Source organism: Streptomyces aurantiacus JA 4570, assembly GCF_000414115.1.
Taxonomy (GTDB): Bacteria; Actinomycetota; Actinomycetes; order Streptomycetales; family Streptomycetaceae; genus Streptomyces; species Streptomyces aurantiacus_A.
In genome coordinates, this window is the sequence record NZ_AOPZ01000065.1 from 15,698 (window position 1) to 41,716 (window position 26,019).

Annotated in this window: 25 protein-coding genes and 1 pseudogene; 12 read left to right on the forward strand and 14 right to left on the reverse strand. The window is 72.3% G+C overall.

Annotated features, from left to right (window positions below):
• Positions 1-28: 28 nt before the first annotated feature.
• The 5 genes from STRAU_RS08170 (at position 29) to STRAU_RS08190 (ending at position 4,173) form a co-directional block, all read left to right on the forward strand.
• Positions 29-571 (forward strand): 2-oxo-4-hydroxy-4-carboxy-5-ureidoimidazoline decarboxylase, encoded by a 543-nt coding sequence (locus STRAU_RS08170; protein ID WP_078621031.1) that lies wholly within the window; start codon positions 29-31, stop codon positions 569-571.
• Positions 572-739: 168 nt separating this feature from the next.
• Positions 740-1,120, forward strand: a complete 381-nt coding sequence (gene sdhC, locus STRAU_RS08175) for a succinate dehydrogenase, cytochrome b556 subunit (protein WP_078621033.1) — start codon at positions 740-742, stop codon at positions 1,118-1,120.
• Between the two features lie 8 nt (positions 1,121-1,128).
• Positions 1,129-1,623, forward strand: coding sequence for a succinate dehydrogenase hydrophobic membrane anchor subunit (locus STRAU_RS08180; RefSeq protein ID WP_016639796.1), 495 nt, complete (start codon positions 1,129-1,131; stop codon positions 1,621-1,623).
• A gap of 25 nt (positions 1,624-1,648) precedes the next feature.
• Entirely contained in the window at positions 1,649-3,403 is a 1,755-nt protein-coding gene (gene sdhA, locus STRAU_RS08185) for a succinate dehydrogenase flavoprotein subunit (RefSeq protein WP_016639797.1), read from the forward strand.
• Positions 3,403-4,173 (forward strand): succinate dehydrogenase iron-sulfur subunit, encoded by a 771-nt coding sequence (locus STRAU_RS08190; protein WP_016639798.1) that lies wholly within the window; start codon positions 3,403-3,405, stop codon positions 4,171-4,173. Before sdhA ends, STRAU_RS08190 begins: the two co-directional genes overlap by 1 nt.
• 78 nt (positions 4,174-4,251) lie before the next feature.
• On the opposite strand, the gene narI is transcribed toward STRAU_RS08190, so the two are convergent.
• Genes narI through STRAU_RS08210 form a run of 4 tightly spaced genes read right to left on the reverse strand, consistent with a single transcriptional unit; the run spans position 4,252 to position 10,899 of the window.
• The gene (gene narI, locus STRAU_RS08195; RefSeq protein ID WP_016639799.1) at positions 4,252-4,977 is read right to left on the reverse strand and encodes a respiratory nitrate reductase subunit gamma; all 726 of its coding nucleotides are present in this window, start codon (positions 4,975-4,977) and stop codon (positions 4,252-4,254) included.
• On the reverse strand, positions 4,977-5,525 hold the full coding sequence (gene narJ / locus STRAU_RS08200) for a nitrate reductase molybdenum cofactor assembly chaperone (protein WP_016639800.1): 549 nt from the start codon (positions 5,523-5,525) through the stop codon (positions 4,977-4,979). Before narJ ends, narI begins: the two co-directional genes overlap by 1 nt.
• Positions 5,522-7,168, reverse strand: a complete 1,647-nt coding sequence (narH, locus tag STRAU_RS08205) for a nitrate reductase subunit beta (protein WP_016639802.1) — start codon at positions 7,166-7,168, stop codon at positions 5,522-5,524. Before narH ends, narJ begins: the two co-directional genes overlap by 4 nt.
• Before the next feature lie 2 nt (positions 7,169-7,170).
• Positions 7,171-10,899: a nitrate reductase subunit alpha gene (locus tag STRAU_RS08210; RefSeq protein WP_016639801.1), complete on the reverse strand. Its 3,729-nt coding sequence runs from the start codon at positions 10,897-10,899 to the stop codon at positions 7,171-7,173.
• A 138-nt stretch (positions 10,900-11,037) separates the two neighbouring features.
• Between STRAU_RS08210 and STRAU_RS40015 the strand changes: the two are divergent.
• Positions 11,038-11,823 (forward strand): annotated as a pseudogene (locus STRAU_RS40015) (tellurite resistance/C4-dicarboxylate transporter family protein); the annotation flags it as partial.
• A gap of 173 nt (positions 11,824-11,996) precedes the next feature.
• Here the strand turns inward: STRAU_RS40015 and STRAU_RS08220 are convergent.
• Entirely contained in the window at positions 11,997-12,332 is a 336-nt protein-coding gene (locus STRAU_RS08220) for a cupin domain-containing protein (protein WP_037658155.1), read from the reverse strand.
• 114 nt (positions 12,333-12,446) lie between these two features.
• On the opposite strand from STRAU_RS08220, the gene STRAU_RS08225 reads away from it, so the two are divergent.
• On the forward strand, positions 12,447-12,869 hold the full coding sequence (locus STRAU_RS08225; RefSeq protein ID WP_037658157.1) for a VOC family protein: 423 nt from the start codon (positions 12,447-12,449) through the stop codon (positions 12,867-12,869).
• Positions 12,870-12,884: 15 nt separating this feature from the next.
• On the opposite strand, the gene STRAU_RS43485 is transcribed toward STRAU_RS08225, so the two are convergent.
• Positions 12,885-13,406: a hypothetical protein gene (locus tag STRAU_RS43485; RefSeq protein ID WP_037658159.1), complete on the reverse strand. Its 522-nt coding sequence runs from the start codon at positions 13,404-13,406 to the stop codon at positions 12,885-12,887.
• Positions 13,407-13,716: 310 nt separating this feature from the next.
• Here STRAU_RS43485 and STRAU_RS08235 point away from each other — a divergent pair, with 310 nt between their 5' ends.
• A complete protein-coding gene (locus tag STRAU_RS08235) occupies positions 13,717-14,181 on the forward strand; it encodes a hypothetical protein (RefSeq protein ID WP_052028996.1) in 465 nt (154 codons plus the stop codon).
• A 190-nt stretch (positions 14,182-14,371) separates the two neighbouring features.
• The gene (locus STRAU_RS08240) at positions 14,372-15,079 is read left to right on the forward strand and encodes an RNA polymerase sigma factor (protein WP_162473217.1); all 708 of its coding nucleotides are present in this window, start codon (positions 14,372-14,374) and stop codon (positions 15,077-15,079) included.
• Between the two features lie 48 nt (positions 15,080-15,127).
• On the opposite strand, the gene STRAU_RS42890 is transcribed toward STRAU_RS08240, so the two are convergent.
• Together STRAU_RS42890 and STRAU_RS08250 are read right to left on the reverse strand one after the other, a co-directional pair.
• On the reverse strand, positions 15,128-15,580 hold the full coding sequence (locus STRAU_RS42890) for a carboxypeptidase-like regulatory domain-containing protein (RefSeq protein WP_016639808.1): 453 nt from the start codon (positions 15,578-15,580) through the stop codon (positions 15,128-15,130).
• Positions 15,581-15,635: 55 nt separating this feature from the next.
• Positions 15,636-18,023 (reverse strand): MMPL family transporter, encoded by a 2,388-nt coding sequence (locus STRAU_RS08250; RefSeq protein ID WP_016639809.1) that lies wholly within the window; start codon positions 18,021-18,023, stop codon positions 15,636-15,638.
• 202 nt (positions 18,024-18,225) lie between these two features.
• Between STRAU_RS08250 and STRAU_RS08255 the strand changes: the two genes are divergently transcribed.
• Together STRAU_RS08255 and STRAU_RS08260 are read left to right on the forward strand one after the other, a co-directional pair.
• Positions 18,226-18,978 (forward strand): response regulator transcription factor, encoded by a 753-nt coding sequence (locus tag STRAU_RS08255; protein ID WP_016639810.1) that lies wholly within the window; start codon positions 18,226-18,228, stop codon positions 18,976-18,978.
• Positions 18,975-20,504, forward strand: a complete 1,530-nt coding sequence (locus tag STRAU_RS08260) for a sensor histidine kinase (protein ID WP_016639811.1) — start codon at positions 18,975-18,977, stop codon at positions 20,502-20,504. The genes STRAU_RS08255 and STRAU_RS08260 overlap by 4 nt, the downstream gene beginning before the upstream one ends.
• Here the strand turns inward: STRAU_RS08260 and STRAU_RS08265 are convergent.
• Complete coding sequence (locus STRAU_RS08265) at positions 20,470-21,678, reverse strand: metallophosphoesterase (RefSeq protein WP_016639812.1); 1,209 nt, start codon at positions 21,676-21,678, stop codon at positions 20,470-20,472. The two genes, STRAU_RS08260 and STRAU_RS08265, sit on opposite strands and share 35 nt — an antisense overlap.
• A gap of 2 nt (positions 21,679-21,680) precedes the next feature.
• Positions 21,681-21,923 carry an SCO4848 family membrane protein gene (locus STRAU_RS43490; RefSeq protein WP_016639813.1) on the reverse strand — a complete coding sequence of 81 codons (243 nt, stop codon included), beginning with the start codon at positions 21,921-21,923 and terminating at the stop codon, positions 21,681-21,683.
• Positions 21,924-22,047: 124 nt separating this feature from the next.
• Between STRAU_RS43490 and STRAU_RS08275 the strand changes: the two genes are divergently transcribed.
• Positions 22,048-23,310 (forward strand): D-alanyl-D-alanine carboxypeptidase family protein, encoded by a 1,263-nt coding sequence (locus tag STRAU_RS08275; protein WP_037658184.1) that lies wholly within the window; start codon positions 22,048-22,050, stop codon positions 23,308-23,310.
• Here the strand turns inward: STRAU_RS08275 and STRAU_RS08280 are convergent.
• From STRAU_RS08280 to STRAU_RS08295, 4 genes are all read right to left on the reverse strand, one after another.
• Positions 23,261-24,256, reverse strand: coding sequence for a YihY/virulence factor BrkB family protein (locus tag STRAU_RS08280; RefSeq protein WP_037658161.1), 996 nt, complete (start codon positions 24,254-24,256; stop codon positions 23,261-23,263). The genes STRAU_RS08275 and STRAU_RS08280 overlap by 50 nt on opposite strands.
• Entirely contained in the window at positions 24,244-24,747 is a 504-nt protein-coding gene (locus STRAU_RS08285; RefSeq protein ID WP_016639816.1) for a GtrA family protein, read from the reverse strand. Before STRAU_RS08285 ends, STRAU_RS08280 begins: the two co-directional genes overlap by 13 nt.
• Positions 24,744-25,769, reverse strand: a complete 1,026-nt coding sequence (locus STRAU_RS08290) for a decaprenyl-phosphate phosphoribosyltransferase (RefSeq protein WP_259299857.1) — start codon at positions 25,767-25,769, stop codon at positions 24,744-24,746. The genes STRAU_RS08285 and STRAU_RS08290 overlap by 4 nt, the downstream gene beginning before the upstream one ends.
• Positions 25,762-26,019: phosphatase PAP2 family protein (locus tag STRAU_RS08295; protein ID WP_037658163.1), on the reverse strand; the 258-nt coding region annotated here is incomplete at its 5' end. The genes STRAU_RS08290 and STRAU_RS08295, both read right to left, overlap by 8 nt.

Below are 26,019 nucleotides of genomic sequence, written 5' to 3' on the forward strand. Positions count from 1 at the left end.
CCGCGCCATACCGGACGCCCTGGACCCGATGAACTCAAGCCCAGCGGACATCGCCGAGCGCGCCCTCATGACCTGCTGCGGAAGCCGCCACTGGGCACACCGCGTCGCCGCCCACCGGCCCTACCCCGACCTGGACGCCCTGCTCGCCGCAGCCGACGAGGCGGCCTACGACCTGGCCCCCGACGACCTCACCGAGGCCCTGGCCGCCGAGCCCCTGGAGCCCCCGCTCCCCCCGGGCGCCGCCTACGAGGCCGCGGCCACCGCCCTGCGCGCCGCCACCGCCGCCTACGAGAGCCGGTTCGGCCACGCCTTCGTGATCTGCCTGGACGACGTCCCCCGCAGCGAGGCCCTGGACCAGCTGCTCGCCTCCATCCGCGGCCGGCTCGGCAACGACCCGGAGGAGGAGCGCGCGGTGGCCGCCGAGGAACTGCGCCGCCTGGCCCGCGGCCGCCTCACCCGGCTGCTCCGCGACCAGGCGCAACACGCGGCGGACAGCACCCCGGAGCGGCCCGCTCCGCCTGCGGCGCGGCCCGCCGAACCCCACCGCGATAGCCCGTACGTACCAGTTTGATTGCCTGTTTGATCACACCAGAGGACCCGGGGCGGGCGTACCGACAACTCGTCGATACGATGACGAGCGGCCGGTGGACCGTACCCGGCCGGGCCCGTCCGACAGACTGTGTCTAATCGGCAAAAGATGGCGGCCGGCCCCTAATCCCCGCTCCCGGAGGGTTCTTCCGTGCCGGCTGGAACGCTGTACCGCGGCCGGGAAGGAATGTGGTCATGGGTGGCTCACCGAGTCACCGGCGTCCTCATCTTCTTCTTCCTGTTCGTGCATGTCCTCGACACCGCTCTCGTCCGCGTCTCCCCGGAGGCGTACGACGATGTCGTGGCTACCTACAAGACACCGCTCGTCGCGCTCCTGGAGTACGGCCTCGTCGCCGCCATCCTGTTCCACGCGCTCAACGGCCTGCGTGTCATCGCCGTCGACTTCTGGTCGAAGGGCCCCCGCTACCAGAAGCAGATGCTCTGGACCGTCATGGGCATCTGGATCGTGCTGATGGTCGGCGCGCTGTACCCGGTCCTCGGCCACGCCGTCCGCGAAGTATTCGGGAGCTGAGGCCAGACATGTCCACTGACACGACCGCAGAGAAGACCGGCGGCTCCGGCGTCGGCCCCGTCGAGGGCGTCTCGCTCTACGACGTCGACCACCCGGCGCCCGTCATCGAGGCCCCGCGCAAGCGCACGTCGAAGACCCCGCGCTCGACCCGCGGCAACTTCGAGATGGCCGCGTGGCTGTTCATGCGTCTGTCCGGCGTCGTCCTCGTCGTCCTGGTCCTCGGCCACCTGCTGATCCAGCTGGTCCTCGACGGCGGCGTCTCCAAGATCGGCTTCGCGTTCGTCGCGGGCCGCTGGGCGTCCCCGTTCTGGCAGGTCTGGGACCTGCTGATGCTGTGGCTCGCGATGCTGCACGGCGCGAACGGCCTGCGTACGGTCATCAACGACTACGCGGAGCGCCCGAACACGCGGCTGTGGCTGAAGGGCCTGCTGTACACCGCCACGGTGTTCACCATCCTGCTGGGCACGCTGGTGATCTTCACCTTCGACCCGAACATCCGCTAGGCACGGGGCTGAGGTAATCCACGTCATGAAGATCCACAAGTACGACACCGTCATCGTCGGCGCGGGCGGCGCCGGCATGCGCGCCGCCATCGAGGCGACGAAGCGCAGCCGCACCGCCGTGCTCACCAAGCTCTACCCCACGCGTTCCCACACGGGCGCCGCGCAGGGCGGCATGGCCGCCGCGCTCGCCAACGTGGAGGAGGACAACTGGGAGTGGCACACCTTCGACACGATCAAGGGCGGTGACTACCTGGTCGACCAGGACGCCGCCGAGATCCTCGCGAAGGAGGCCATCGACGCGGTCCTGGACCTGGAGAAGATGGGCCTGCCGTTCAACCGCACCCCGGACGGCACCATCGACCAGCGCCGCTTCGGCGGCCACTCCCGCAACCACGGCGAGGCGCCGGTGCGCCGCTCCTGCTACGCCGCGGACCGCACGGGCCACATGATCCTCCAGACCCTCTACCAGAACTGCGTCAAGGAGGGTGTGGAGTTCTTCAACGAGTTCTACGTCCTCGACCAGCTCATCGTGGAGGAGGACGGCGTCAAGAAGAGCGCGGGCGTCGTCGCGTACGAGCTGGCCACCGGCGAGATCCACATCTTCCAGGCGAAGTCGGTCGTGTACGCCTCCGGCGGCACCGGCAAGTTCTTCAAGGTCACGTCGAACGCGCACACCCTGACCGGTGACGGCCAGGCGGCCTGCTACCGCCGCGGACTGCCGCTGGAGGACATGGAGTTCTTCCAGTTCCACCCGACCGGCATCTGGCGCATGGGCATCCTGCTCACGGAGGGCGCCCGCGGTGAGGGCGGCATCCTGCGCAACAAGGACGGCGAGCGCTTCATGGAGAAGTACGCGCCGGTCATGAAGGACCTCGCGTCCCGTGACGTCGTCTCCCGCTCCATCTACACGGAGATCCGCGAGGGCCGCGGCTGCGGTCCCGAGGGCGACCACGTCTACCTGGACCTCACACACCTCCCGCCGGAGCAGCTCGACGCCAAGCTGCCCGACATCACGGAGTTCGCGCGGACGTACCTGGGCATCGAGCCGTACACGGACCCGATCCCGATCCAGCCCACCGCGCACTACGCCATGGGCGGCATCCCGACGAACGTCGAGGGCGAGGTCCTCGCGGACAACACGACGGTCGTCCCGGGTCTGTACGCGGCCGGCGAGGTCGCCTGCGTGTCGGTGCACGGCGCCAACCGCCTGGGCACCAACTCGCTCCTGGACATCAACGTCTTCGGCCGCCGCGCGGGCATCGCCGCCGCGGACTACTCCGCGAAGGCCGACTTCGTCGAGCTTCCGGAGAACCCGGCGGAGCTGGTGGTCTCCCTCGTCGAGCAGCTGCGCGACTCCCAGGGCACCGAGCGCGTCGCGGACATCCGCAGGGAGCTCCAGGAGACGATGGACGCCAACGTGATGGTGTTCCGTACGGAGCAGACCATCAAGACGGCCGTCGAGAAGATCGGCGAGCTGCGCGCCCGCTACAAGAACGTCTCGGTCCAGGACAAGGGCAAGCGGTTCAACACCGACCTCCTGGAGGCCATCGAGCTGGGCAACCTGCTCGACCTCGCCGAGGTCATGGCGGTGTCGGCGCTCGCCCGCAAGGAGTCCCGCGGCGGTCACTACCGCGAGGACTACCCCAACCGCGACGACGTCAACTTCATGCGCCACACCATGGCGTACCGCGAGGTCGCCGACGACGGCAAGGACTCGATCCGCCTCGACTACAAGCCGGTCGTCCAGACCCGCTACCAGCCGATGGAGCGTAAGTACTGATGGCAACCCCGACCCTCGACAAGGAAGACGCCAAGCCCGAGGCGGGCTTCGCCGACTCCCCGTACATCACGGTCACCTTCCGGATCCGCCGCTTCAACCCGGAGGTCTCGGCGGACGCGACCTGGGAAGACTTCCAGCTGGAGATCGACCCCAAGGAGCGCGTCCTCGACGGTCTGCACAAGATCAAGTGGGACCTGGACGGCACCCTGACGTTCCGCCGCTCCTGCGCCCACGGCATCTGCGGCTCGGACGCCATGCGCATCAACGGCAAGAACCGCCTTGCCTGCAAGACCCTGATCAAGGACATCAACCCGGCCAAGCCGATCACGGTCGAGCCCATCAAGGGCCTCACGGTCCTGAAGGACCTCGTGGTCGACATGGACCCGTTCTTCCAGGCGTACCGCGACGTCATGCCGTTCCTGGTCACCACCGGGAACGAGCCGACCCGGGAGCGGCTGCAGTCCGCCGAGGACCGCGAGCGCTTCGACGACACCACCAAGTGCATCCTGTGCGCCGCGTGCACGTCGTCCTGCCCGGTCTTCTGGAACGACGGCCAGTACTTCGGCCCGGCGGCGATCGTCAACGCGCACCGCTTCATCTTCGACTCGCGTGACGAGGCGGGCGAGCAGCGCCTGGAGATCCTGAACGACAAGGACGGCGTGTGGCGCTGCCGCACCACGTTCAACTGCACCGACGCGTGCCCGCGCGGCATCGAGGTGACCAAGGCGATCCAGGAAGTGAAGCGGGCGCTGATCACGCGGCGCTTCTGACGTCTGTACGCACGCGCGCGTGGGCCCCGTTCCCGGGTGGGAGCGGGGCCCATGTGTGTGCTCCGGGGGGGGGACGAGTTACGAGTCCACCTTCTCCCAGCCCCGCTTCTCCCGCCGCGTCCCCAACTCCCCCGCTCCCCGGCTCCGGTACACCACATACGGCCGGAACAGGTACTGCACCGGCGCGCTGAACATATGGACGAGGCGGGTGAAGGGGACCAGGGCGATCAGGGCCAGGCCGACGACCGCGTGGATGCGGTAGGTCAGGGGGACGCCCTCCATCGCGGCGATGTCCGGCCGGAGGGTGAAGACGCTCCGGGCCCAGGGGGCGATCGTTTCGCGGTAGTCGTAGCCCGAGCTCGGGGAGGAGTTCGTCAGCTTGGCCCACATGCCCATGACGACGGCGGCGAGCAGCACCGCGTACATGAGCTTGTCGTTGCGGGTGGTGGCGCGGAAGACGGGGGTGTTCGTGCGGCGGCGGTAGAGGAGCAGGGCGATGCCCGCCACCGCGAGGACGCCCGCCGCCGTGCCGCCGTACAGGGACAGCAGGTGGTAGGCGCGCTCCTTGAGGCCGACCGCGTTCGTCCAGGACTCCGGGACGAACAGGCCCATCAGGTGGCCGACGAGGACGAAGAGGATGCCGTAGTGGAAGGCGGGGGACGCGAGGTTGAGGAGGCGGGACTCGTAGATCTGGGAGGAGCGGGTGGTCCAGCCGAACTTGTCGTAGCGATAGCGCCAGAGGGTGCCCGCGATCAGCAGGACCAGGGCGACGTACGGCAGTACTCCCCACAGGAAGGTGTCCATCAGTCGAGTCCTACGCTTTCCGTGGGCGGGCCCGAGCGGGCCAGGGCCCGCGCCTCCATCCTGTCCTTGGGCGAGGGGCCCGGCAGGGTCGCGCAGACCGCGTCCAGGATCAGGGCGTAGGGCGTGCCGTCGTCGGTGAGAGCCAGGCGCACGAGTTCCAGGCCGGCGCGGTGGGCGGTCAGGAGGTCCCGGTTGCCGGTGCGGGCGGTGAACTCCAGGACGGCCGGGAGGTAGTCGGGGAGTTCCTCGCCGGTGACGGAGAGGCCGTAGGCGCGGTAGGTCTCCTTGAACGCGACGAGGGACGCGCCCCGGCGGCGGGTGTCGCCGTCCAGCCACCAGCTCAGGTACAGGCTGTGGCGGTTCTTGAAGTCGAAGACGCGGACGTAGTGCTCGGCCGCCGCGATCGGGGACCAGCACGCGAACTCGTCCAGGAACGGGTGCAGTTCGGGCACCGCCGCCCGCACCAGGGGCAGCCGTTCGCGGACCTGGGAGTCGGGGTAGCACAGGCAGTGCGCGGCGCCTTGGTAGAGCACGGCGAGGTCCGTCACAGGTCCTCCTCCGGTCGGGCGGCGATGTCGTCGGCCGTCTGGCGGCGGCGCGACGCGTGGAAGTTCTCGATGGTGACGAGGGGCAGCCCCTCGTACGTGCCCGAGTCGTCCCCGAACGGGCCCGCTCCGGGCGGCGGTTCCGGCGGGAGCATGCCGGGCCCGCCCGGCGCGTCCAGGCCGCAGCCGTCGGGCACCGCCGACTCCTCCAGGCGCCGGGCGTCCCCGAGCGCGGCCGTCGGGATCACATAGCGCTCCTCGTACTTGGCGAGGGCCAGGAGCCGGTACATGTCCTCGATGCCGTCCGGAGTCATGCCGACGCGCGCCGGGACCGACCGGTCGGCCGGATCGCCGAGGTTGACGCCCCGCATGTACGACCGCATCGCCGCGAGGCGTTCCAGGGCGGCCCGCACCGGCCCCACGTCCCCGGCCGTGAACAGCTCGGCCAGGTACTCCAGGGGGATCCGCAGGGTGTCGATGGCGCCGAAGAGGTTGCCCGCGTCCTCGCCGTCGTGCCCGGTCCCGGTGAGCGCCTCGACGACCGGGGACAGCGGCGGGACGTACCAGACCATCGGCAGGGTGCGGTACTCCGGGTGCAGGGGCAGGGCCACCCGGTAGGTGCTGATCAGCGCGTACACGGGCGAGCCGCGGGCCGCCTCGATCCAGTCGTACGGGACGCCGTCGCGCTCGGCGGCGCGCCGCACCTCGGGGTCGGCGGGGTCGAGGAAGACGCCCAACTGGGCCTCGTACAGGTCCTTCTCGTCGGGGGTGGCGGCGGCCCGCGTGACCTTGTCGGCGTCGTACAGGACCACACCCAGATACCGCAGCCGGCCGACGCAGGTCTCGGAGCAGACCGTCGGCAGGCCCACCTCCAGACGCGGGTAGCAGAGCGTGCACTTCTCGGCCTTGCCGGTGCGGTGGTTGAAGTAGACCTTCTTGTACGGGCAGCCGGTCACGCATTTGCGCCAGCCCCGGCAGCGGTCCTGGTCGACCAGGACGATGCCGTCCTCCGTCCGCTTGTACATCGCCCCGGACGGGCAGGACGCCACGCACGCCGGGTTCAGGCAGTGCTCGCAGATGCGCGGCAGATAGAACATGAAGGTCTGCTCGAACGCGGCCTTGACCTGCACCGCGGCCCGGTCGGCGGTCTCCCGCGCCTGGGCCTTGGCCACCATCGGGTCGGCCTCGACGCCCGCAGGGCCGCCGCCGAGGTTGTCGTCCCAGTTGGAGCTCCACTCGATCTTCATCGGCTTGCCGGTGAGCAGGGAGCGGGGCTCCGCGACCGGGTAGTCGTCGCCGAGGGGGGCGTCGGTGAGGTTCTTGTACTCGTACGTCCAGGGCTCGTAGTAGTCCTTGATGCCGGGCAGGACGGGGTTGGAGAAGATCGTCGCGAGGCTGCGGAAGCGGCCGCCGGACTTCAGCTTCAGGGCGCCGCGCCGGTTCAGCTCCCAGCCGCCGCGCCACTTCTCCTGGTCCTCGTAGCGGCGCGGGTAGCCCTGGCCCGGCCGGGTCTCGACGTTGTTGAACCAGACGTACTCCATGCCGGAGCGGTTGGTCCAGGTCTGCTTGCAGGTGACCGAGCAGGTGTGGCAGCCGATGCACTTGTCGAGGTTCATGACCATCGCGATCTGTGCGAGTACCCGCATGGCTAGTACGTCACCTCCTGCTCGGTCCTGCGCCGGATCACCGTGACCTCGTCGCGCTGGTTGCCCGTGGGGCCCAGGTAGTTGAAGGCCCAGGTGAGCTGGGCGTAGCCGCCGATGAGGTGGGACGGCTTGAGCAGCAGGCGGGTCAGGGAGTTGTGGATGCCGCCGCGGCGGCCGGTCGTCTCCGTCTTGGGGACGTTGACGGTGCGTTCCTGCGCGTGGTGCATGTAGACCGTGCCGGACGGCATGCGGTGCGAGACGACGGCGCGCGCGGCCACCACGCCGTTGCGGTTGACGGCCTCGATCCAGTCGTTGTCCCGTACGCCGATGGCCGCCGCGTCGTCCGGGGACATCCAGATGACCTGGCCGCCGCGCGACAGGGACAGCATGAAGAGGTTGTCCTGGTACTCGGAATGGATGGACCACTTGTTGTGCGGGGTGAGGTAACGGACCGTCACCTCCCGCTCCCCGTCCGCCCCGAGCCTCGGCTCGCCGAACAGGCGGTGCATGTCGAGGGGCGGCCGGTACACGGGCAGCGCCTCGCCCACCTCGTGGATCCAGTCGTGGTCGAGGAAGAAGTGCTGGCGGCCGGTGAGGGTGTGCCAGGGCTTGAGGTGCTCGGTGTTGAGGGTGAAGGCGGTGTAGCGGCGGCCGCCTGACTCGCTGCCCGACCACTCCGGCGAGGTGATCACGGGGACGGGGGCGGCCTGCGTGTCCGCGTACGAGACGCGCTTGCCCTCGTGTTCGGCGGCGAGGTGCGCCATCTCCTGGCCGGTGCGGGCTTCGAGGGTGCGGAAGCCCTGGGTGGCGAGGCGGCCGTTGGTGGTGCCGGACAGGGCGAGGATGGTGTTGGCGGCCTTCACGGCGGTGTCCAGGCGGGGACGGCCCGCGGCGGGGCCTTCGCGTACGACGCCGTTGAGCGCGCGCAGGGTCTCGACCTCGTCGTCGGGGCGCAGCGCGATGCCCTTCGCGGGCAGGCCGAGCTTCTCCACCAGCGGGCCGAGGGCCGCGAACTTGGCGCCGATCGCGGTGTAGTCCCGCTCGACGACGGTCAGGGCGGGCATGGTCTTTCCCGGCACGGGCTCGCACTCGCCGCGCCGCCAGTCCAGGGCGAGACCGCCGGGCTGCGCGGTCTCGCCGGGGGTGTCGTGCTGGAGGGCGGTGGCGACCAGGTCCTTGCGGGTGCCCAGGTGGCCGACGGCCAGTTCGCTGAGCCGGTCGGCGATCGCGCGGAACGCGTCGAAGTCGGTGCGGGACTGCCAGGGCGGGTCGACGGCCGGGGTGAAGGCGTGCACGAAGGGGTGCATGTCGGTGGTCGACAGGTCGTGTTTCTCGTACCAGGTGGCGGCGGGCAGCGTGATGTCGGACAGCAGGGTCGAGGACGTCATCCGGAAGTCCAGCGAGAGCAGCAGGTCCAGCTTTCCCTCCGGGGCCTGCTCGTGCCAGGTCACGTCGCGCGGGCGCGCCTCGGGCGGTGCCTCGTCGGCGCGCAGGGAGGAGTGGGTGCCGAGGAGGTGCTTGGTGAAGTACTCGGCGCCCTTCGCGGACGAGCCGAGCAGATTGGCGCGCCACAGGGTCAGGACGCGCGGCCAGTTCTCCGGCGCGTCGGGGTCCTCGCAGGCGAACTTCAGCTCCCCGGCGCGCAGTTGGTCCACCGCCGACCCGACGGGGTCCTCCCCCTCCCCCAGCTCCAGCGGATTGCGGTCGAACGTCGGGTACGACGGCATCCAGCCCGCCCGGGTCGCCTGCGCCAGGCAGTCCGCGGCCGCCATGCCCGCGAACCGGCCCTCGCCCAGCGGTGAGGCGAGCACGTCGGCGCCGAAGGTGTCGTACCGCCACTGGTCGGTGTTCAGGAACCAGTACGCGGCGCCGATCATCTGCCGGGGCGGCCGCGACCAGTCGCCCGCGCCCGCGAGCGTGGCCCAGCCGGTGACGGGGCGGCACTTCTCCTGGCCGACGTAGTGCGCCCAGCCGCCGCCGTTGCGGCCCTGGCAGCCGGTGAGCTGGAGCAGCGCGAGGAAGGCCCGGTAGATGGTCTCGGAGTGGAACCAGTGATTGGTGCCTGCCCCCATCAGGATCATGCAGCGGCCCTGCGACTTCTCGGCGGTCGCCGCGAACTCCCTTGCAATCCGCGCGCACTTGGCGGCCGGGACGGAGGTGTGCGCCTCCTGCCAGGCGGGCGTGCCGGGCGCGGACGCGTCGTCGTACGAGGACGGCCAGTCCCCCACGAGCCCCTCGCGGCCGACGCCGTACTGCGCGAGCAGCAGATCGAAGACGGTGGTGACCAGCGGACTTCCGGGCCCCGCCAGCCGGATCGCGGGCACCCCGCGCCGCAGCACCTCGCCGCGCCCCTGCCCGTGCGCACCGCCCTCGGTGTCGAAGCGCGGAAGCAGCACCTCCACGCCGCGCGCGTCCTCCTCGTACAGCGAGAGCCGCGGCTCGGTGTCCCCCAGGTCCAGGTTCCACTTCCCCTTGCCGGACTCGGTCCACCGGAAGCCGAGCGAGCCGCCCGGGACGACGGGCTGCCCGCTGCCCTCGTCCAGGACGACGGTCTTCCACTCGGCGCCCTCGCCGGTGTCGCCCAGGTCGGAGGCGCGCAGGAACTTGCCCGGTACGTACGCGCCGTCGCGCTCGGTCAGGGTGACCAGGAAGGGGAGATCGGTGAAGCGGCGTACGTAGTCGTCGAAGAACGGGACGCGCCGCTCGACGAAGCACTCCCTGAGGATCACATGCCCCATGCCGAGGGCGAGCGCGCCATCGGTTCCGGGGTGCGGGTGCAGCCACTCGTCGGCGAACTTGGCGTTGTCGGCGTAGTCGGGGGCGACGACCACGACCTTCTGGCCCCGGTAGCGCGCCTCGGCCATCCAGTGCGCGTCGGGCGTCCGCGTCACCGGAACGTTCGAGCCCCACATGATCAGATACGCCGCGTCCCACCAGTCCCCGGACTCCGGCACGTCCGTCTGGTCGCCGAACACCTGGGGCGAGGCGACCGGCAGGTCCGCGTACCAGTCGTAGAACGACAGCATGGGCGCGCCGATCAGCGACATGAAGCGGGCGCCGGCCGCGTGCGACACCATCGACATGGCGGGGATGGGCGAGAAGCCCGCGACCCGGTCGGGGCCGTACGTCTTGATGGTGTGCACGTGGGCCGCCGCGATGATCTCGACGGCCTCGTCCCAACTCGCCCGCACCAGGCCGCCCTTGCCGCGCGCCTGCTGGTAGGCGCGGCGCCGCCCGGGGTCGCCCTGGAGGTCGGCCCAGGCGAGCACGGGATCGCCTCCGAGGCGCTGCTTGGCCTCCCGGTAGAGATCGAGCAGTACGCCTCTGACGTACGGGTAGCGGACGCGGGTCGGGGAGTACGTGTACCAGGAGAAGGCGGCGCCTCGGGGGCAGCCGCGGGGCTCGTACTCGGGGCGGTCGGGGCCCGTCGACGGATAGTCGGTGGCCTGCGTCTCCCAGGTGATGATGCCGTCCTTGACGTACACCTTCCAGCGGCAGGAGCCGGTGCAGTTCACGCCGTGCGTGGAGTGCACGACCTTGTCGTGGCTCCACCGGTCCCGGTAGAAGGCGTCGCCCTCGCGGCCGCCCTCGATGTGGACGCTGTGCAGGTCGGGGGCCGCCTCGCCGCGGCGCAGGAAGCGGGCGCTGCGCAGGAGGAGGGCGTCCGGCTCCACGGGGGCGTCCGGTTCGGTGGGGGCGTCCGGTTCGGTGGGGGCGGTCACACGCTCCATCCCAAGCCGGGGCGGGCGGGTCCGCAGCTCGGCCTAGACCAAGTGGTGGCGGCGGCGTCCCCGGGATGTCATGGCCTTGTGATCCCACAGTGGCGTACGTGGCGCGACGAGGTGACCCCGGCGGCGGGGGCCTGCGTGATGGCCACCGGCATCCTCTCCGTCGGCCTGTTCCTGACCGGCCACGACGTGCTGTCGGAGATCCTGCTGGCGGTCGCGGCGCTGCTGTGGGTGGTGCTCGCGGCGGACTTCGCCGACCTGCTGGCCCGGGACCGGGCGCGCTGGACGGCCGCGGCGATCACGCCGCCCGCGCTGACGGCGGTGGCCGCGACGACGGTCCTCGGCACCCGCTTCTCGCTCCTCGGCCGGCAGTGGCTCGCGATCACGCTCCTGGTGATCGCGGTCCTGGTGTGGCCGGTCCTCCTGCTCGCCGTCGTACGGCACTGGCAGCGGGGCATGCCCGGCGGTGTGTTCCTGGTGTGCGTGGCGACGCAGGGGCTCTCCATCCTGGCGGCCACGCTGTACTTCGCGGGCGAGGGCGAGTGGCTGGGCGACGCGGGGCTCGCCCTCTTCGCGCTCGGACTGCTGCTGTACGCCGACGCGCTGCTGCGCTTCGACTTCCGGCAGGTGTGGGCGGGGGCCGGGGACCAGTGGGTCGCGGGTGGTGCCCTCGCCATCTCCGCGCTGGCCGCCTCCAAGCTGACGGCTTCCCCGCTGTGGACCGGCACCGGGCACGAGTTCCTGCGGAACCTCACCTACGTCCTGCTCGGCTTCGCGCTCGCCTGGTACGCGGTGCTCGCCGCCGCGGAGGCGTACCGGCCGCGGTTCCACTACGACGTGCGGCGGTGGGCCACCGTGTTCCCCCTCGGCATGACGGCCGTGGCCGCGCTGTCGACGGGCGTGGTGACGGATGTGCCGTGGCTGCGGACGCTGGGGCGCGTCCTGCTGTGGGTGGCGGTGGCGGTGTGGGGGCTGGTGTGGGTGGGGTTCGCCTGGGCGCGGGCTGGTGGTCCTGCCGGAGGCTCCCCAACCCCGCCCCTTCCCGAAACTGGGGCTCCGCCCAGGACGAGGCCGTTCAGGCCGATACGGGGGTCGCCCACTCACCCCGTCTCCGTCACCGCCGTCAGCAGCACCACCGAGTCCTCCAGACCCAGCAGCCCATGCCGCTCCTGCGGCACCGCGCACAGCTGGCCCGCGGCGAGCACGCTGTCGGCGCCGGACTCGGTGGTGAGGCGGACCTTCCCCCGCAGCACCTGCAGGCTCGCCGCCCGCGGCGTGGTGTGCTCGTCCAGCGCGGACCCTCCGGTCAGCGCGATCACGCTCTGGCGCAGGGCGTCGTCGTGGACGATCAGGTGGGCGCTGCGGCCGTGGGCGGCGGTGCGCGCCCGGTTCAGATGCTCCTCGGCGAGAGCGGTGAGGTCCTGGGTGTCCTGCATCGGGGGTCCTCCGTACGTCGGTGGGGCCGGTCGAGTACCAGGGTTCACGGCGGGAAACGCGCCGTACGGCATTGACGCGGCGGCTATGCCGGACCCGACCCGTATTCTGACGTTATGTCAGACAATCAGTCGTTCCGCACCGCCGAGACCGAGCTGCTCGGCATCGACAACGCCCTGTTCCCGGTCGGCGACCTGGACGAGGCCGTCGGCTTCTACGAGCGTGCCGGGTTCCCGGTCACGTACCGCCTCGACGAGGCCGGTCTCGCCATCCTGAAGGCGGGCGCCGAGACCCCTGGCGTGCTGCTGCGCGTCGAGGACGGCATCGGCCGGCGGACGCCGCCGTGGCCCGCCCCGCGCTTCTGGCTGGAGGTGCGGGACGCCCGCGCCAAGGCCCGCGCCCTCGCGGCGGCCGGCATCCCCGCCCTCACGGAGCCGTTCTCCGGGGCGACGGGCTGGACCGTGGAGATCACCGACCCGTGGGGGAACGTCGTCGGCTTCACGGACTACTCCAAGAGGCCGGAGCTGGCCCGGGGTTGAGCTCCCGGGCCGCCCTCACCGCGCCCGCCCCGCCACCCCCGCGCTGCACGTGGCCCGTCCGAACGCCCCCGTCGCCGCGTCCCGGTGGCGGTGTTTCCCGCCCACGGCGAGGGCGCAGCGGGCCTGCCCGCCCCGCTCGCCGAGCCGGACGCTCACCACGGGCCGCTCCCCGGCCGGCACGAACACCGTCTTGCGCCAGGGCAGTCGCACGTCCGCCTCGACAGCGGGCCGCGCGCCGCCGTCGGGGCGCTCGCTCCGCGCGAGATACGAGATGTCGGCGCTGCCCCGCCCGGTGATCTCGTAGGTGACGGCGGCGACGGGCGCCCGCCCCCGCGCGATGTCCTCCGGCGAGGCATCGTCACCGCCGTTGCCGGCGTTCCCGTCCCCGAATATCCCGCGGCCGACGAAGGCCGCGCAGATCAGGAGCAGCACGGCCCCCGTCGCCACCACCCGGCGACCCGGCACCTCCCCCACCAGTTGCGCCTTCTCCTCCTCGGTCAGCTCGACCACCGGCTCCGAAAGCTCGGGACTCCCCACTCCTCGATTCCCCCTCGCACGTCCACGACCGGCATGAATCCTGTGAGCGCGGCGGTTATACAACAGGCCGGAGGCCCGTCACCACGCCCGGTGAAAACCGGGCATATCGCGACCGGCCGGCGAGCGATCGGCAGCGGTTCACGGACGGACGATCAGGACGAAAGGTTGTACGGGAAGGGCGAGTTGAGCGTGTGAGAAGCGACACCGGCGGCAGCCGTGACGGCTGGGATCCTGGTTGCGCTTGTTAAGCGGAGAGTGCGTTCGGTGCTCTCGTACAGGGTGGGGCGGGAGCCGAAGGGGTGGGGAGCACATGGAGAGCGTCGCCGGTGAGGGGACGAGAGCACCGAGAGCGGACGAGGTGCGGGGGTACGCGCGAAGATTCGTCGCGCGTGTGACGGAGCGCAACCGATTGCCGCTGGATTTCTCCGTACGGAGCCTGCGCGTCGTGGACTTCGTGATCGACGGGCTGCGCAAGAGCGGGCGGGAGCGGGCCGAGGTCGCGGAGGCGCTGTTCGGGTTCGGGGTGTACGTCGGGGAGGTGCTCGTCCGCCGCGCCGGGGCCACGTGGATCGACTTCGACGCCAGCCAGCGGGAGTTCTTCGGGCAGGCCGTCGGCGTGCGGATGCCGGACGGGCGGGTGTGGAGCCCGCTGGGGAAGGTCGTCAACCGGTACGAGGTCGGCGCCGCGGAGTCACTGCAGACCTTCTACCTGACGCTGCCGGGGCGGCACGCCGCCGCGGAGCCCGGCGCGGAGCCGGAACCCGCCCGCCGGTAGGGGCCGCGCGAACGCTCGGGCACGGGCCGGACAAGACACACATGGGGGCACGGGCACGGTGCGCAGTGTCAGCGGGGGTTAAGAGGAGCGCGTGGGCGCGGGTGGTGGGGACCAGCAGCGTGGGGGCCGGGGACGAGCGGATCACAGACGTGGCCGCGGGGGCTCCGGGGACCGAGGAGGACGGAGCAGGATCGGCGACGCGGAACTGACGCGCGCGCTCGCCGCCGCCAGGGAAGGGGACGAGGCCGCCTTCGCGCTGGTGTACCGGTGGGTGCACCCGGGGCTGCTCGGCCGCGTACGCGCCATCGTCGGGGACGAGTCGGAGGACGTGGCCTCCGAGGCATGGCTGCAGATCGCCCGCGATCTGGGGCGGTTCACCGGTGACGGGAGCGACTTCCGCCGCTGGGCCGCCGCCATCGCCCGCAACCGCGCCCGCGACCACGTCCGGCGCCGCATGAGCCGCCCCCGGCTGAGCCTGGCCGACGGCGACGCGCTCGACGTGCCGGCCGCCCGCGACACCGCCGAGGAGGTCCTGGAGGCGCTGTCCACCGACGACACCGTGGAGCTGGTCGCCGCGCTGCCGCCGGACCAGGGCCGGGCCGTCTACCTCGGCGTGCTGGTCGGCATGGACAGCCGGTCCGCCGCCGGTGTCCTCGGCAAGCGGCCCGGCGCCGTCCGGATGGCCCTGCACCGCGGACTGCGGCGGCTGCGGGCGCAGTTGACCGGGGAGGCGCAGCGGGAGCGGCGGGAGGACGGTGGTGGGCCCGACCCGGGCAGGCGGCACTGCGCGAACAGCGGTGGCCGCCCCTGTGGAAGGGCGGCCACCGCTGTGCCGGTCGTCTCGCTCGCCGCCCCGTGGGCTCGGGTGATCGTCGGCGTGCGGGCGTTCCGGCCGTGAGGCCGGCGGGCGGGTGCAGCTCCGCCCGCGGCCAGGTCGGGTTCCGGGTCAGGGCACGGCGCTCACCCCGCCGCCCACCGCCTCCACCAGCTCCAGGTCGTACGTCAGCGGCCCGTCGCCCAGCATGATGTGACGGGCCCTGGAGGCGTAGCCGGGGGCGGTCGCCGCGAGCAGGTACACGCCCGGGGCGGGGGCCGTGAGCAGGTAGGAGCCGTCGGCCAGGGACGAGACGCGGTCCAGTCGGCGGCCGCCCCGGGACAACAGCATGAGGCTCACGCTGTGGATGGGGGCGCCGTCCGGCGTGACGATGAAGCCGTGCACCGCGGGGGCGAGCGGGCCGGAGCTCCCGGGCCCTTCGGCGCCGGGGTCCGCGTGCTGTCCGGGGGCGCGGGGTCCGTAGGGGGTCGCCGGGGTGTGCGTGCCATATACGTCGCGCGTGTCGTACACGTCGTGGGTGCCATATACGTCGCGCGTGTCGTACACGTCGTGGGTCTCGTACACGTCGCGCGCGTAGTACTCGTCGGGCGTGCGGTACGCGTCGTGCGTGCCGTACAGGTCATAGGCGTCGTACAGGTCGTAGGCGTCGTACGCGTCGTATGCGTTGTACGCGGGCAGCGCCTTGGCCCGGTCCCCGGTGGTGTCGGGGGTGGCGTCCCCCGTGTCGTACGCGTGCGCGGCCTCGTACGGATTGACCGCGCAGACCCCCGGCGGCGCGGTGCACCCGCCCGCCGAGCCGGGGGGGATCGGCGGGCGGGGGGTTCCCAGGGCGGCCGCGACCAGGACTTCGAGGTCCTCCGGGGCCGGTGGCTCGGCTGCCTTCGGCTCGACGGCGAGGTGCGGCGAGGTGCGGCAGCCGCCGCTCAAGACGGGCCGGGAGCCACCAGTTGGCGCGGCCGAGGAGGCGCATCACGGCCGGGACGAGGGCCGTGCGCAGGATGAAGGCGTCGAGGGCGACGGCCGCGGCCAGGCCGATGCCCGCCGCCGCGCCCTCCAGGTCACCGCCGAGCGCGAACACCGCGCACAGGCAGATCATGAAGAGGGCCGCGCAGTTGATGACGCGGCCGGTCTCGGCGAGGCCGACGCGGACGGCGCGGGCGTTGTCGCAGGTGTGCACCCACTCCTCGTGCACGCGGCTCACCAGGAACACCTGGTGGTCCGTCGACAGGGCGAAGAGCATCGACAGCACGACGACGGGCAGGAAGGCCGCGACGGCCCCCTCCGTGCCGAGGCCGAGGATCTCCGTGCCCAGCCCGAGGACCTCCGTGCCCCGGCCCCACTGGAGCACCGCGGCGAGCACCCCGAACGCCACGGCCGCCGCGACCAGGTTCACCAGGGCCGCCACTAGGGGCACCAAAAGCGAGCGGAAGGCGGCCAGGAGCAGCAGGAAGCCGAGGGCGACGACGGCGCCCGCGAAGTACGGAAGCCGGTCCGAGGTGGCCGCCGCGAAGTCCTTGAAGTCGGCCGTCACGCCGCCCACATGGGCGTCGGCGCCCGCCTGCGGCAGGACGTCGCCGCGCAGCCGGTCGATGAGCCGGTCCGTCTCCCGGGACCCCGGCGAGGTGGTGGGCACGACCTCGATGACAGTCGTGCCAGTGGTGGCCGTCGCGGCCGACGGCGGGGCCGCCGCGGCGCGGGCGACGCCCTCGGTGTCCCGGATCCGCTCCACGAGCCCCGCGGTGTCCGCCGGGCCCGGCCGGTCGACGACGACCTGGAGGGGCCCGTTGAAGCCGGGGCCGAAGCCCTCCGCGAGCAGGTCGTGGGCCTGCCGGGTCGTCGTCGACTCCTGGTGGCCGCCCTGGTCGGCGGCGCCGAGGCGCAGCGAGAGCAGCGGGATCGCGAGCGCGGCCACGACGGCGACGGCGAGGACCGCGACGGTGCGCGGGCGCCGCTCCACGAACCCCGCCCAGCGCGCCGCGAGACCGCCCGGCTCCTCCGGTTCGGGCCCGGACGCGGCGAGCAGGCGGCGCAGGCGGCGGCTGAGCACCCGCATGCCGAGGAAGCCGAGGAGGGCGGGCAGCAGCGTGATCGCGGCGAGGACGCCGAGCCCCACCGTCAGGGCCGCCGCGATCACCACGCCGTCGAGGAAGCGCAGGTCCATCACGAACATCCCGGCGAGCGCGACGCACACCGCGCCGCCCGCGAGCAGCACCGCGCGCCCGGCGGTGTCGAGGGCCTGCACCGCCGACTCCCCCGGATCCAGGCCGCGCAGAATGCCCCGCCGGTGCCGGGTGACGATGAACAGCGCGTAGTCGATGCCGACGCAGAGGCCGATCGACGCGCCGAGCAGCGGCGCCGCTTCGGGCACGTCCGTGACGTGGCTGAGCAGCATCGTGGCGAGCGTGCCGGTGCCGACCGCGAACACCGCTGTGACGATCGGCAGGAGCATCGCGAACAGCGAGCCGAGGGCGAGGAGCAGCACGACGGCGGCGGCCGCGATGCCGACGGCCTCGGAGCCGCCCGCGGGCGGCTCCTCGGTGCGCGCGACCGCCTGACCGCCCAACTCGACCTGGAGCCCGTCCCGTTCGGCGGCGCGGGCGGTGCCGACGACCTTCTCGATCAGATCCTCGGGGATCTCGGCCGCCTGGCGTACGAAGGTGACCCGCGCGTAGGCGGTCCGCCCGTCCGCGCCGACCTGGGCGGCGGCGGCCCGGCCCGGCGCGTACGGGCTCGCCACGTCGCCGACGCCGTCCAGGGCGGCGATCTCCTGGAGCGCGGGCTCGATCCGGTCGCGTACGGAGGCGTCGCGGACCGAGGAGCCCGGGCCGGTCCGCCACACCACGGTGTCGGTGTCACCGGCGCGCTCCGGAAACGCCTCGGCCAGCAGGTCGTGGGCGCGCGCGGAGTCGGTGCCGGGCAGGGAGAGAACAGCGGAGTAGGCGGTACCCGCGCTGCCGCCCGCAGCCGCCAGGCCGAGGAGGGCGCCCAGCCAGAGCACGAGGACCACAAGACGGTGCCGATGACACCACCGCGCCCATGCCGCCACGCCGCACGCCCCTTCCCGCCGAATGCCGCCGAATGCCGCCGAAGCCGGTTCCCGCCCAGCATCAGGGATCCGGCACGCCAACGGCGCGTTAAGGAAGCGATTCTCAAGGAACTCCAAAGCGAGGGCCGTCCGTTCACCCGACGCGCGTACGGATACTGGGGGCATGAGCCACGCCGAAGGCACCCGGGGAGCACCCGACGCGGAGGCCGGTCCGGCCGGTCCCGGCGACGCGGCGCGGGGCGGCGCGACCGTCCTGGTCGTCGAGGACGAGCCGAGCATCGCCGACGTCCTCACCATCGCCCTGCGTTTCCACCGCTTCGACGTGATGACGGCGGGCACGGTCCGCGAGGCACTCGCGGCGGTCGAGCACACCCGGCCGGACTGCGCGCTGCTCGACGTGATGCTCCCGGACGGCGACGGCCGCGCGCTGGGGCGTGAACTGCGGGCGCGCCAGCCCGAGTTGGGCCTGGTCTTCCTCACCGCCCGGGACGCGCCCGCGGAGGTCGTGGGCGCGCTCGGCTTCGGCGACGACTACATCACCAAGCCGTTCAACATCGACGAGGTCGTCGCCCGCATCGGCGCGGTGCTCCGCCGGGTGCGCCCCCTCGACGTGCTGCCGCAGCGACCACCGCTGCGGTACGGCGATCTGGAGCTGGACGAGACGACGTACGTGGTGCGGCGCGCGGGCGGCTCGGTGCAGCTCACCCCGACCGAGTACGCGCTGCTGCGCTTCCTGGTCCGCAACGGCGGCCGGGTGGTGCCCAAGGAACAGCTCCTTCGCCATGTGTGGAACATCGAGCACACGGCGGAGTCGACCGTCGTCGAGACCTACATCAGCTATCTGCGGCGCAAGCTCGACCAGGTGGGGCCGCCGCTGATCACGACGCGGCGCGGCGTCGGGTACGGGCTGGCATGAGGCTCCGCGGACCCGGGCGGCGCGGGCGGCTCGGCACGAACTCGCTGCGCGCCAAACTCACGCTGGTGAACGTGGCGCTGCTCGCCCTCGGCATCGTGGCCGCGACCGCCGTGAGCCTGATGGGCATGCGGCACTATCTGCTCGACAACGTCAACTCCGGGCTGACCGGGTCGCGCACCGCGATGCAGCAGAGCGGCATCACGCTCGACCAGCTGCAGTACCTCACCGGGCTCAGCTCGCTCGACGGCCTCGTGCCCAGCTCCGCGAAAGCCAAGGGGCTGCCGCCCCCGGAGTCGACGTTCGTCGTGTTCGACCGCGACGGGAAACTGGCCGAACTCGGTCCGCTGCCGCCGACGGCGCGTCAGCGCGCGCTCGCCACGGCCACGGGCGACCCGCTGAAGTTCGCGCGCTCCGGCTCGATGCGGGAGGTGACGCTGGGCGGCGACGCGTACCGCGCCATCGGGGCGGAGCTCGACGACGGCTCGGTGATGGTCATGGCGGCGTCGACGGAGAACGTCCAGTCGGGCATCGCGCGGGCCCTCAAGCTCGACCTCGCCTTCGGCGCCGTGCTGCTCGGGCTGCTCGCGGTGCTCACGATGATCGCCGCGCACCAGCGGCTGCGGCCCCTGGAGGACATGGTGGAGACGGCGTCCGCGATCGCCGACGGCGACCTGAAGCGGCGCGTACCGGCCCACCCCGGCGCGGTGATGGAGACGGAACAGCTCCGGCTGGCCCTCAACTCCATGCTCCAGCAGGTCGAGACGGCCTTCGCCACCCGTGAGCGCAGCGAGGCCCAGCTCCGCCAGTTCGTCGCGGACGCCTCGCACGAGCTGCGCACCCCGCTGTCGGCGATCCGCGGCTATCTCCAGCTGTACGACAAGGGGATGCTCACCGATCCGGAGGACCGCACGCGCGCCTGGGACCGCGTCAACTCCGAGACCGACCGCATGAACCACCTGGTGGCGGAGCTGCTCACCCTGGCCCGCCTGGACCAGCAGCCCGAACTGCGGTTCCGCTCGGTCGACCTGGGCCGGGTGGTGCGGGACGCCGCGGACGACCTGCGCGCGCAGGAGCCGGACCGGCCGCTGACGGTGCGCGCCGACGGCTCGGTCCTCGTCCAGGCGGACGAGCAGGGGCTGCGCAAGGTGCTCGCGAACCTGCTGGCCAACGTGCGTACGCACACGACCGTCGACACGCCGGTCCGGCTCGGCCTCGACCGGTGCGACGGGGTGGTGCACCTGACCGTGGCGGACCAGGGCCCGGGGATGGCGGCCGCGGACGCCGCGCGGGTGTTCGACCGGTTCTTCCGGGCGGGCCGGGGCGCGGGCAGCGGGCTCGGGATGGCGATCGTGCAGGGGGTGGTGGCGTCCCACGGCGGTGAGGTCGCGGTCCGCACGGCCCCCGGCAAGGGCCTGACGGTCCTGGTCACCCTGCCCCGGACGCCCGCCCCGCCGCGCCCGGCCGCGCCGCCACGCCCCACGGAGCCGCCGCTCACGCGTGCCGTGACGCCAGTTCCACGACCGTGATGTCGGACGGGGCGCCGACGCGTACCGGCGGCCCCCACGCGCCGGCGCCGCGCGTCACGTACAACTGTGTGTCGCCGTAGCGCTCCAGGCCCGCGAGGGTCGGGTTGGCGAGGTCCGCGATGAAGTTGTTGGGCCAGAGCTGGCCGCCGTGGGTGTGGCCGGAGAGCTGGAGGTCCACGCCGTGCTTGACCGCGTCGTGGATCACCACGGGCTGGTGGGCCATCAGCACCGACGCGCGGCTCCGGTCGCGGTCGCCGAGCGCCTTGCCGAAGTCCGGGCCCTCGCCTTCTCCCTCGCCCTGTACGTCGTTCACTCCGGCCAGGTCGAAGTACGGCAGCTCGGTGCGGGCGTTCTCCAGGGGGTGGAGGCCCAGGTCGCGCACGTGCTCGACCCATTGTTCGGCGCCGGAGAAGTATTCGTGGTTGCCGGTCACGAAGTACGCGCCGTGCTTTGCGCGCAGGTCCGCGAGGGGGCGGGCCGCCGGGGCCAGGTCCTCCACGTCGCCGTCCACCAGGTCGCCCACGACCGCGATCAGGTCGGGCTGCGTGGAGTTGATCGTGTCCACCACTCGGCGGGCGAAGTTCTCGCCCAGGACGGGGCCCAGGTGGATGTCGCTCACCACGGCGATGCGGAAGCCGTGCGCGGCGCGCGGCAATTTGGCCAAGGGGACGGTTACTCGCTTGATCTTGGGGCCGCGTAGGACGTTGTACGTTCCGTAGCCCACGGTTGCCGCCGCGGCGGTGGCTGCGCCCGCGGCTACCGTACGCGCGACGAACAGGCGCCGTGTGACGTCGCCACTCTCCTGGGGCTGCGCCCCTTCCCCCGCTTCATCGGCCCTTCGGGCCTCGTCCTCAATCGCCGGACGGGCTCTATATGCCAGGCGTACGAGTTCCCCCACCAGCAGCGCCAGCAACAGGTACAGGGCGAACGCCATCCACAGGAAGCCCGGCCACGCCAGGAGCTGCTGAAGGAAGAAGGGGGCTCCGGCTCGCTCGGCCGCCAGGGCGGCGAACATCAAGACCGGGCCCGCGAAGAAAGCGACCGTACCCACCCGCCGCCAACGTGAGCCGCGCTCCGTCGTGTCGCGGATCACACGTCGCCACACGTACCAGAGCAGCCCGCCGAACGCGGCGAGCACCGCGGCGCCGATGAGGACGCCCAGGAGGATGCCCACCGCTATGACGTTCGGCGCAGTGCGCGCACGCCACGGAACCCGATGGTGCCAACCACCGTCCCCAAGACAAAGGAGACAACAGCGAGCGTCAGGTGCACCCAGAAGTACCCGGTCGGCTCGTTCGCGTCGTTGAAGGCGAGCCCGCTGCCGTCCTTCCACAGGTTCTTGACGAAAGTGATCCAGATGAACCAGCTCCACACGCCGAAGGCGAGCAGGAACCAGGAGACGGGGCGGCTGAGCTTCATGAGCTCAGTATCGCGAGCCGGACTGGCACACGGCCTTCGGGGTGGGGAGAGGGGTCAGGGCGGCGGGTCGCGGGAGGTGACCTCGGCGGAAGGGCGCCGGACCCGGCCCCGTACGCTCGCGTCCGTGCCTGTCTCGAAAAAGACCGCCGTGCTGCTCGCCACGGCGACACTGCTCTCCCTGTCCACCGCCGCTCCCGCGCTCGCCGACGACAAGCCCGGTGCCCCCGGGGACAAGGACAAGCCGAAGCCGCCCGCGTCCATGTCGACGGTCGGCGGCGCGCGACTCGGCCAGCCGGGCACCCAGGTGGACCTGAAGGCGGGCGCGCCGGTGCTGCCGAAGGATCTGTCGGCCCGGTCGTGGATGGTGTCGGACGCCGAGTCGGGCGAGGTGCTCGCCGCGCACAACGCGCACTGGCGGCTCGCCCCGGCCTCCACCCTGAAGATGCTGTTCGCCGACACGGTGCTGCCGAAGTTCCCGAAGACGGCCAAGCACCGGGTGGACCTGAAGGACCTGGAGGGCGTCGGCGCGGGCAGCAGCATGGTCGGCGTCAAGGAGAACGAGACGTACTCGGTCCACGACCTGTGGCTCGGTGTCTTCCTGCGCTCCGGCAACGACGCGGTGCACGTCCTGTCGTCGATGAACGGCGGCGTCGGCCAGACCGTCAAGGACATGCAGGCGCACGCCGAGGAGCTCCAGGCCCTCGACACGCACGTGGTCACGCCCGACGGCTACGACGAGAAGGGCCAGGTGTCGTCCGCGTACGACCTGACCCTGTTCGCCCGCTCCGGCCTGCAGAAGAAGGACTTCCGCGAGTACTGCTCGACGGCGACCGCGAAGTTCCCCGGGGAGACGAAGAAGGTCAAGAAGGGCAAGGACAAGGGCAAGACGAAGCGCGGGGCCTTCGAGATCCAGAACACCAACCGGCTGCTCACGGGCGCCCCGGGCCTGGACCCGTACAAGGGCATCGCGGGCGTCAAGAACGGCTCGACGACCAACGCGGGCACGACGTTCACCGGCGTCGCCGAGCGCGACGGCAAGGTGCTGCTCGTCACGGTCATGAACCCGGACTCCGGCGAGGACCAGGCCGTCTACAAGGAAACGGGCCGCCTGCTCGACTGGGGCTTCGCGGCCGCCGACAAGGTGAAGCCGGTCGGTGAGCTGGTCGCCCCGAAGGGCGCGAGCACGGGCACCGGCAAGGGCGCGCCGGGCAAGGGCCAGGCGGGCGGCACCGAGGGCGCGGCGAAGGCGTCCGACGGCGGGTCGGGCGGCGGCATGGGCGTGGCGCTCGGCGTCACCGGCGGGGTGCTCGCGCTGATCGCGGGCGGCCTGTTCCTGCTCAACCGCCGCTGGCCGCTGCCCGACCTGGTGCGTCGCCGCCGCCCGTGACGGCCTTGGCGGGCTCCTTCGCGGTGGCGGGGCCCGCCTCGTCCTTCGCCGCGGCGGGGCCCGTCTCGTCGTCGGTACGTTCCGTCTCCGCCGTGTCCCCGCCCCTGCGGGTGGCCGTCCACGCCGCGGCGAACAGCAGCAGCTTCGCGGTGAAGTTGATCCACAGCAGCAGGGCCACGGGCACGCCGAAGGCGCCGTACATGCTCTTCGCGGCGACGCCCTTCATATAGCTGCCGAGCAGCACCTTCAGGAGCTCGAACCCGGCCGCGCCGATCAGCGCGGCGACCATGAGCGCCCGCCGGGGCGGCTGTACGCCCGGCAGCAGCGTCAGTACGTACAGCAGGAGCAGGAAGTCCGCGAGGACGGCGATGGCGAACGCGGCGAGCTGGAGCAGGACGCCGCCCGCGCCGTCCCGGTCGACGCCGAGCTGGTCGGCGGTCCAGCCGACGGCCGTCGAGGCCACGGCGGAGGCGATCAGCGAGGCGAGCCCGGCGCCGCCGAGACCGACGAGCACCCCGGCGTCCTTGAGTTTGCGCAGGAACGGGTTCTCCTCGGTGTCCTCCAGCTCCCACACCGCGCGCAGGCACTCCCGCATCGAGCCGACCCAGCCCACCCCGGTGAACAGCAGCAGCGCGCCCGCGACGACGCCGACCGTGCCCGCGTTGGCGATCAGCGACTCCAGGTCCAGCTGGTCGGAGATCCCCGGCACCTGCTCCGAGAGCTTGTCCTCGACGCGCTTCACCTGACTGTCGCTGAGCGTCGCCGCGCTGATCGCCGCGGCCACGGTGATCAGCGGGAACAGCGCCACGAAGCTGATGAAGGTCATCGCGGCCGCGAGCCGGGTCCAGTGGACGCGGTCGAGGCGTTCGTAGGAGTGCCACGCGTGTGTCCGCATCAGCCGCTCGACGAGCGGCCCGATGCCGGGAAGCTTCTTCAACCAGTCCATGTCACCTGTCTCGCCTGCCTCACCTGTCCGGCCAGTGCACTCCGAGAACGGAATACCAGGGTCCGGGTACCCCAGAATCGCAGGACAGTGGCCAGTGCCATGCCGACTCCCGCTCCCGAAATCGTGTCCGCGCGCCGCGAGGTGAGGCCGAGGCCGTAGTGCGAGACCACCAGGCACAGCAGTTGCACGAGGGCGCCCGCGACGTTGACGGCGAAGAAGATCCCGTACTGGCGCAGCCGCGACACGCCCTCGCAGGCACCGCCGCGGTAGGTGCCGAGCGCGTTCCCGGTGTACGCCACCGTGCAGCCGGCCACGAAGGAGAGCGCCTTGGCGGTGAGCGGGTCCAGGCCCACGGGCCCGCGCAGCCAGACGAAGAGCCCGAGGTCGGCGGCGTACGCGCACAGCCCGACGACGGCGAAGCCGGTCAGCTCGGGCCCGAGGGCCCGCAGCCGCCGCGTCACGGAACGCGGCCCCGCGCCCACGCCCTTCACCAGTCCGCGACCGCGAACCCGTACATGGCGAGCCACACCACGCCGATCAGCGCGAGCGCCCGGTCGCGCAGCACGACGTCCTCGGGCTCGCCCGCCGTGCCGCGGTCGGCGAAGACGGCGTACCGCAGGATCGCGAGGATGAAGGCCACCATGGAGAGCTGCCGCCAGGGCAGCAGACCGGTGCCCGCGATGCCGCCGCTCTCCATGGCCCACAGGCAGTACGCGAGGACGGCGACCCCGGCCGCGAGCTGCCACACGAAACGCAGATAGCCGGTCGTGTACGAGGTGAGCAACGCCCGGGTGGCGCCGAGCCGTTCGGGCCGCCCGTCGGCCGCCGCGTCCTCCGCGGCCTGTGTCATCTGCACGGCCTCCGAGTACCGCTTGGCCGACACCATGAACAGCGCCCCGAACCCGGTGGTGATCAGGAACCAGCGCGAGAGCGGGATGCCGAGCGCGATCCCGCCGATCATCGCCCGCATCAGGAATCCGGTGGTGACGACGGCGAGGTCGACGACGAGGACGTGCTTGAGGCTGACGCAGTACGCGAGCTGCATCACGACGTACGCGGCGAGCAGCACCGCCGTCAGCGGGGTGCACAGGGCCGCGGCGGCCGCGGGCGCGAGGGCGGCGAGCAGCCCGCCCGCGGCGTACGCGACGGGCACCGGGACCTGTCCGGCGGCGACGGGGCGGCGGCACTTGGTGGGGTGGGCGCGGTCGGCCTCGGCGTCGCGGGCGTCGTTGATGAGGTAGACGGCCGCCGCGGCGGCGGTGAACAGCGCGAAGACGAGGGCGACTTGGGTGAGGGCGTGCCGGGAGAAGAGTTCGCCGGCGGCCGCGGGGGCGGCGATGACCAGGACGTTCTTGACCCATTGGCGGGGGCGGGCGGTCTTCAGGAGGCCCAGCGGGACGGAGCCGGGGCCGGGGTTCGGGGAGCCGGGGCCCAGGGGCCCCCGCCGCTCCGGGACGGCGGCGCGTTCGGCGGCCGTGTCGGCTCGCTCGGCCATGGCGGCTCGTTCAGCCATCGGTGGGGCCTCCCATCCAGGTTCTGCCCGCTCGCGCGGCGAACGCGCCGAGGGCCGCGCCCGCCGCGATGTCCGACGGGTAGTGGACGCCGACGACCATGCGGGACACGCACATCGCGGCGGCGAGCGGCGGCACGAGGCGGGCGCCGACGGGGCGCAGCGCGCCGTACGCGAGCGCGGCGGCGACCGCCGACGAGGCGTGCGAGCTGGGGAACGAGTGGCGTCCCGCGGTGCGCACCAGCGGCTCGAC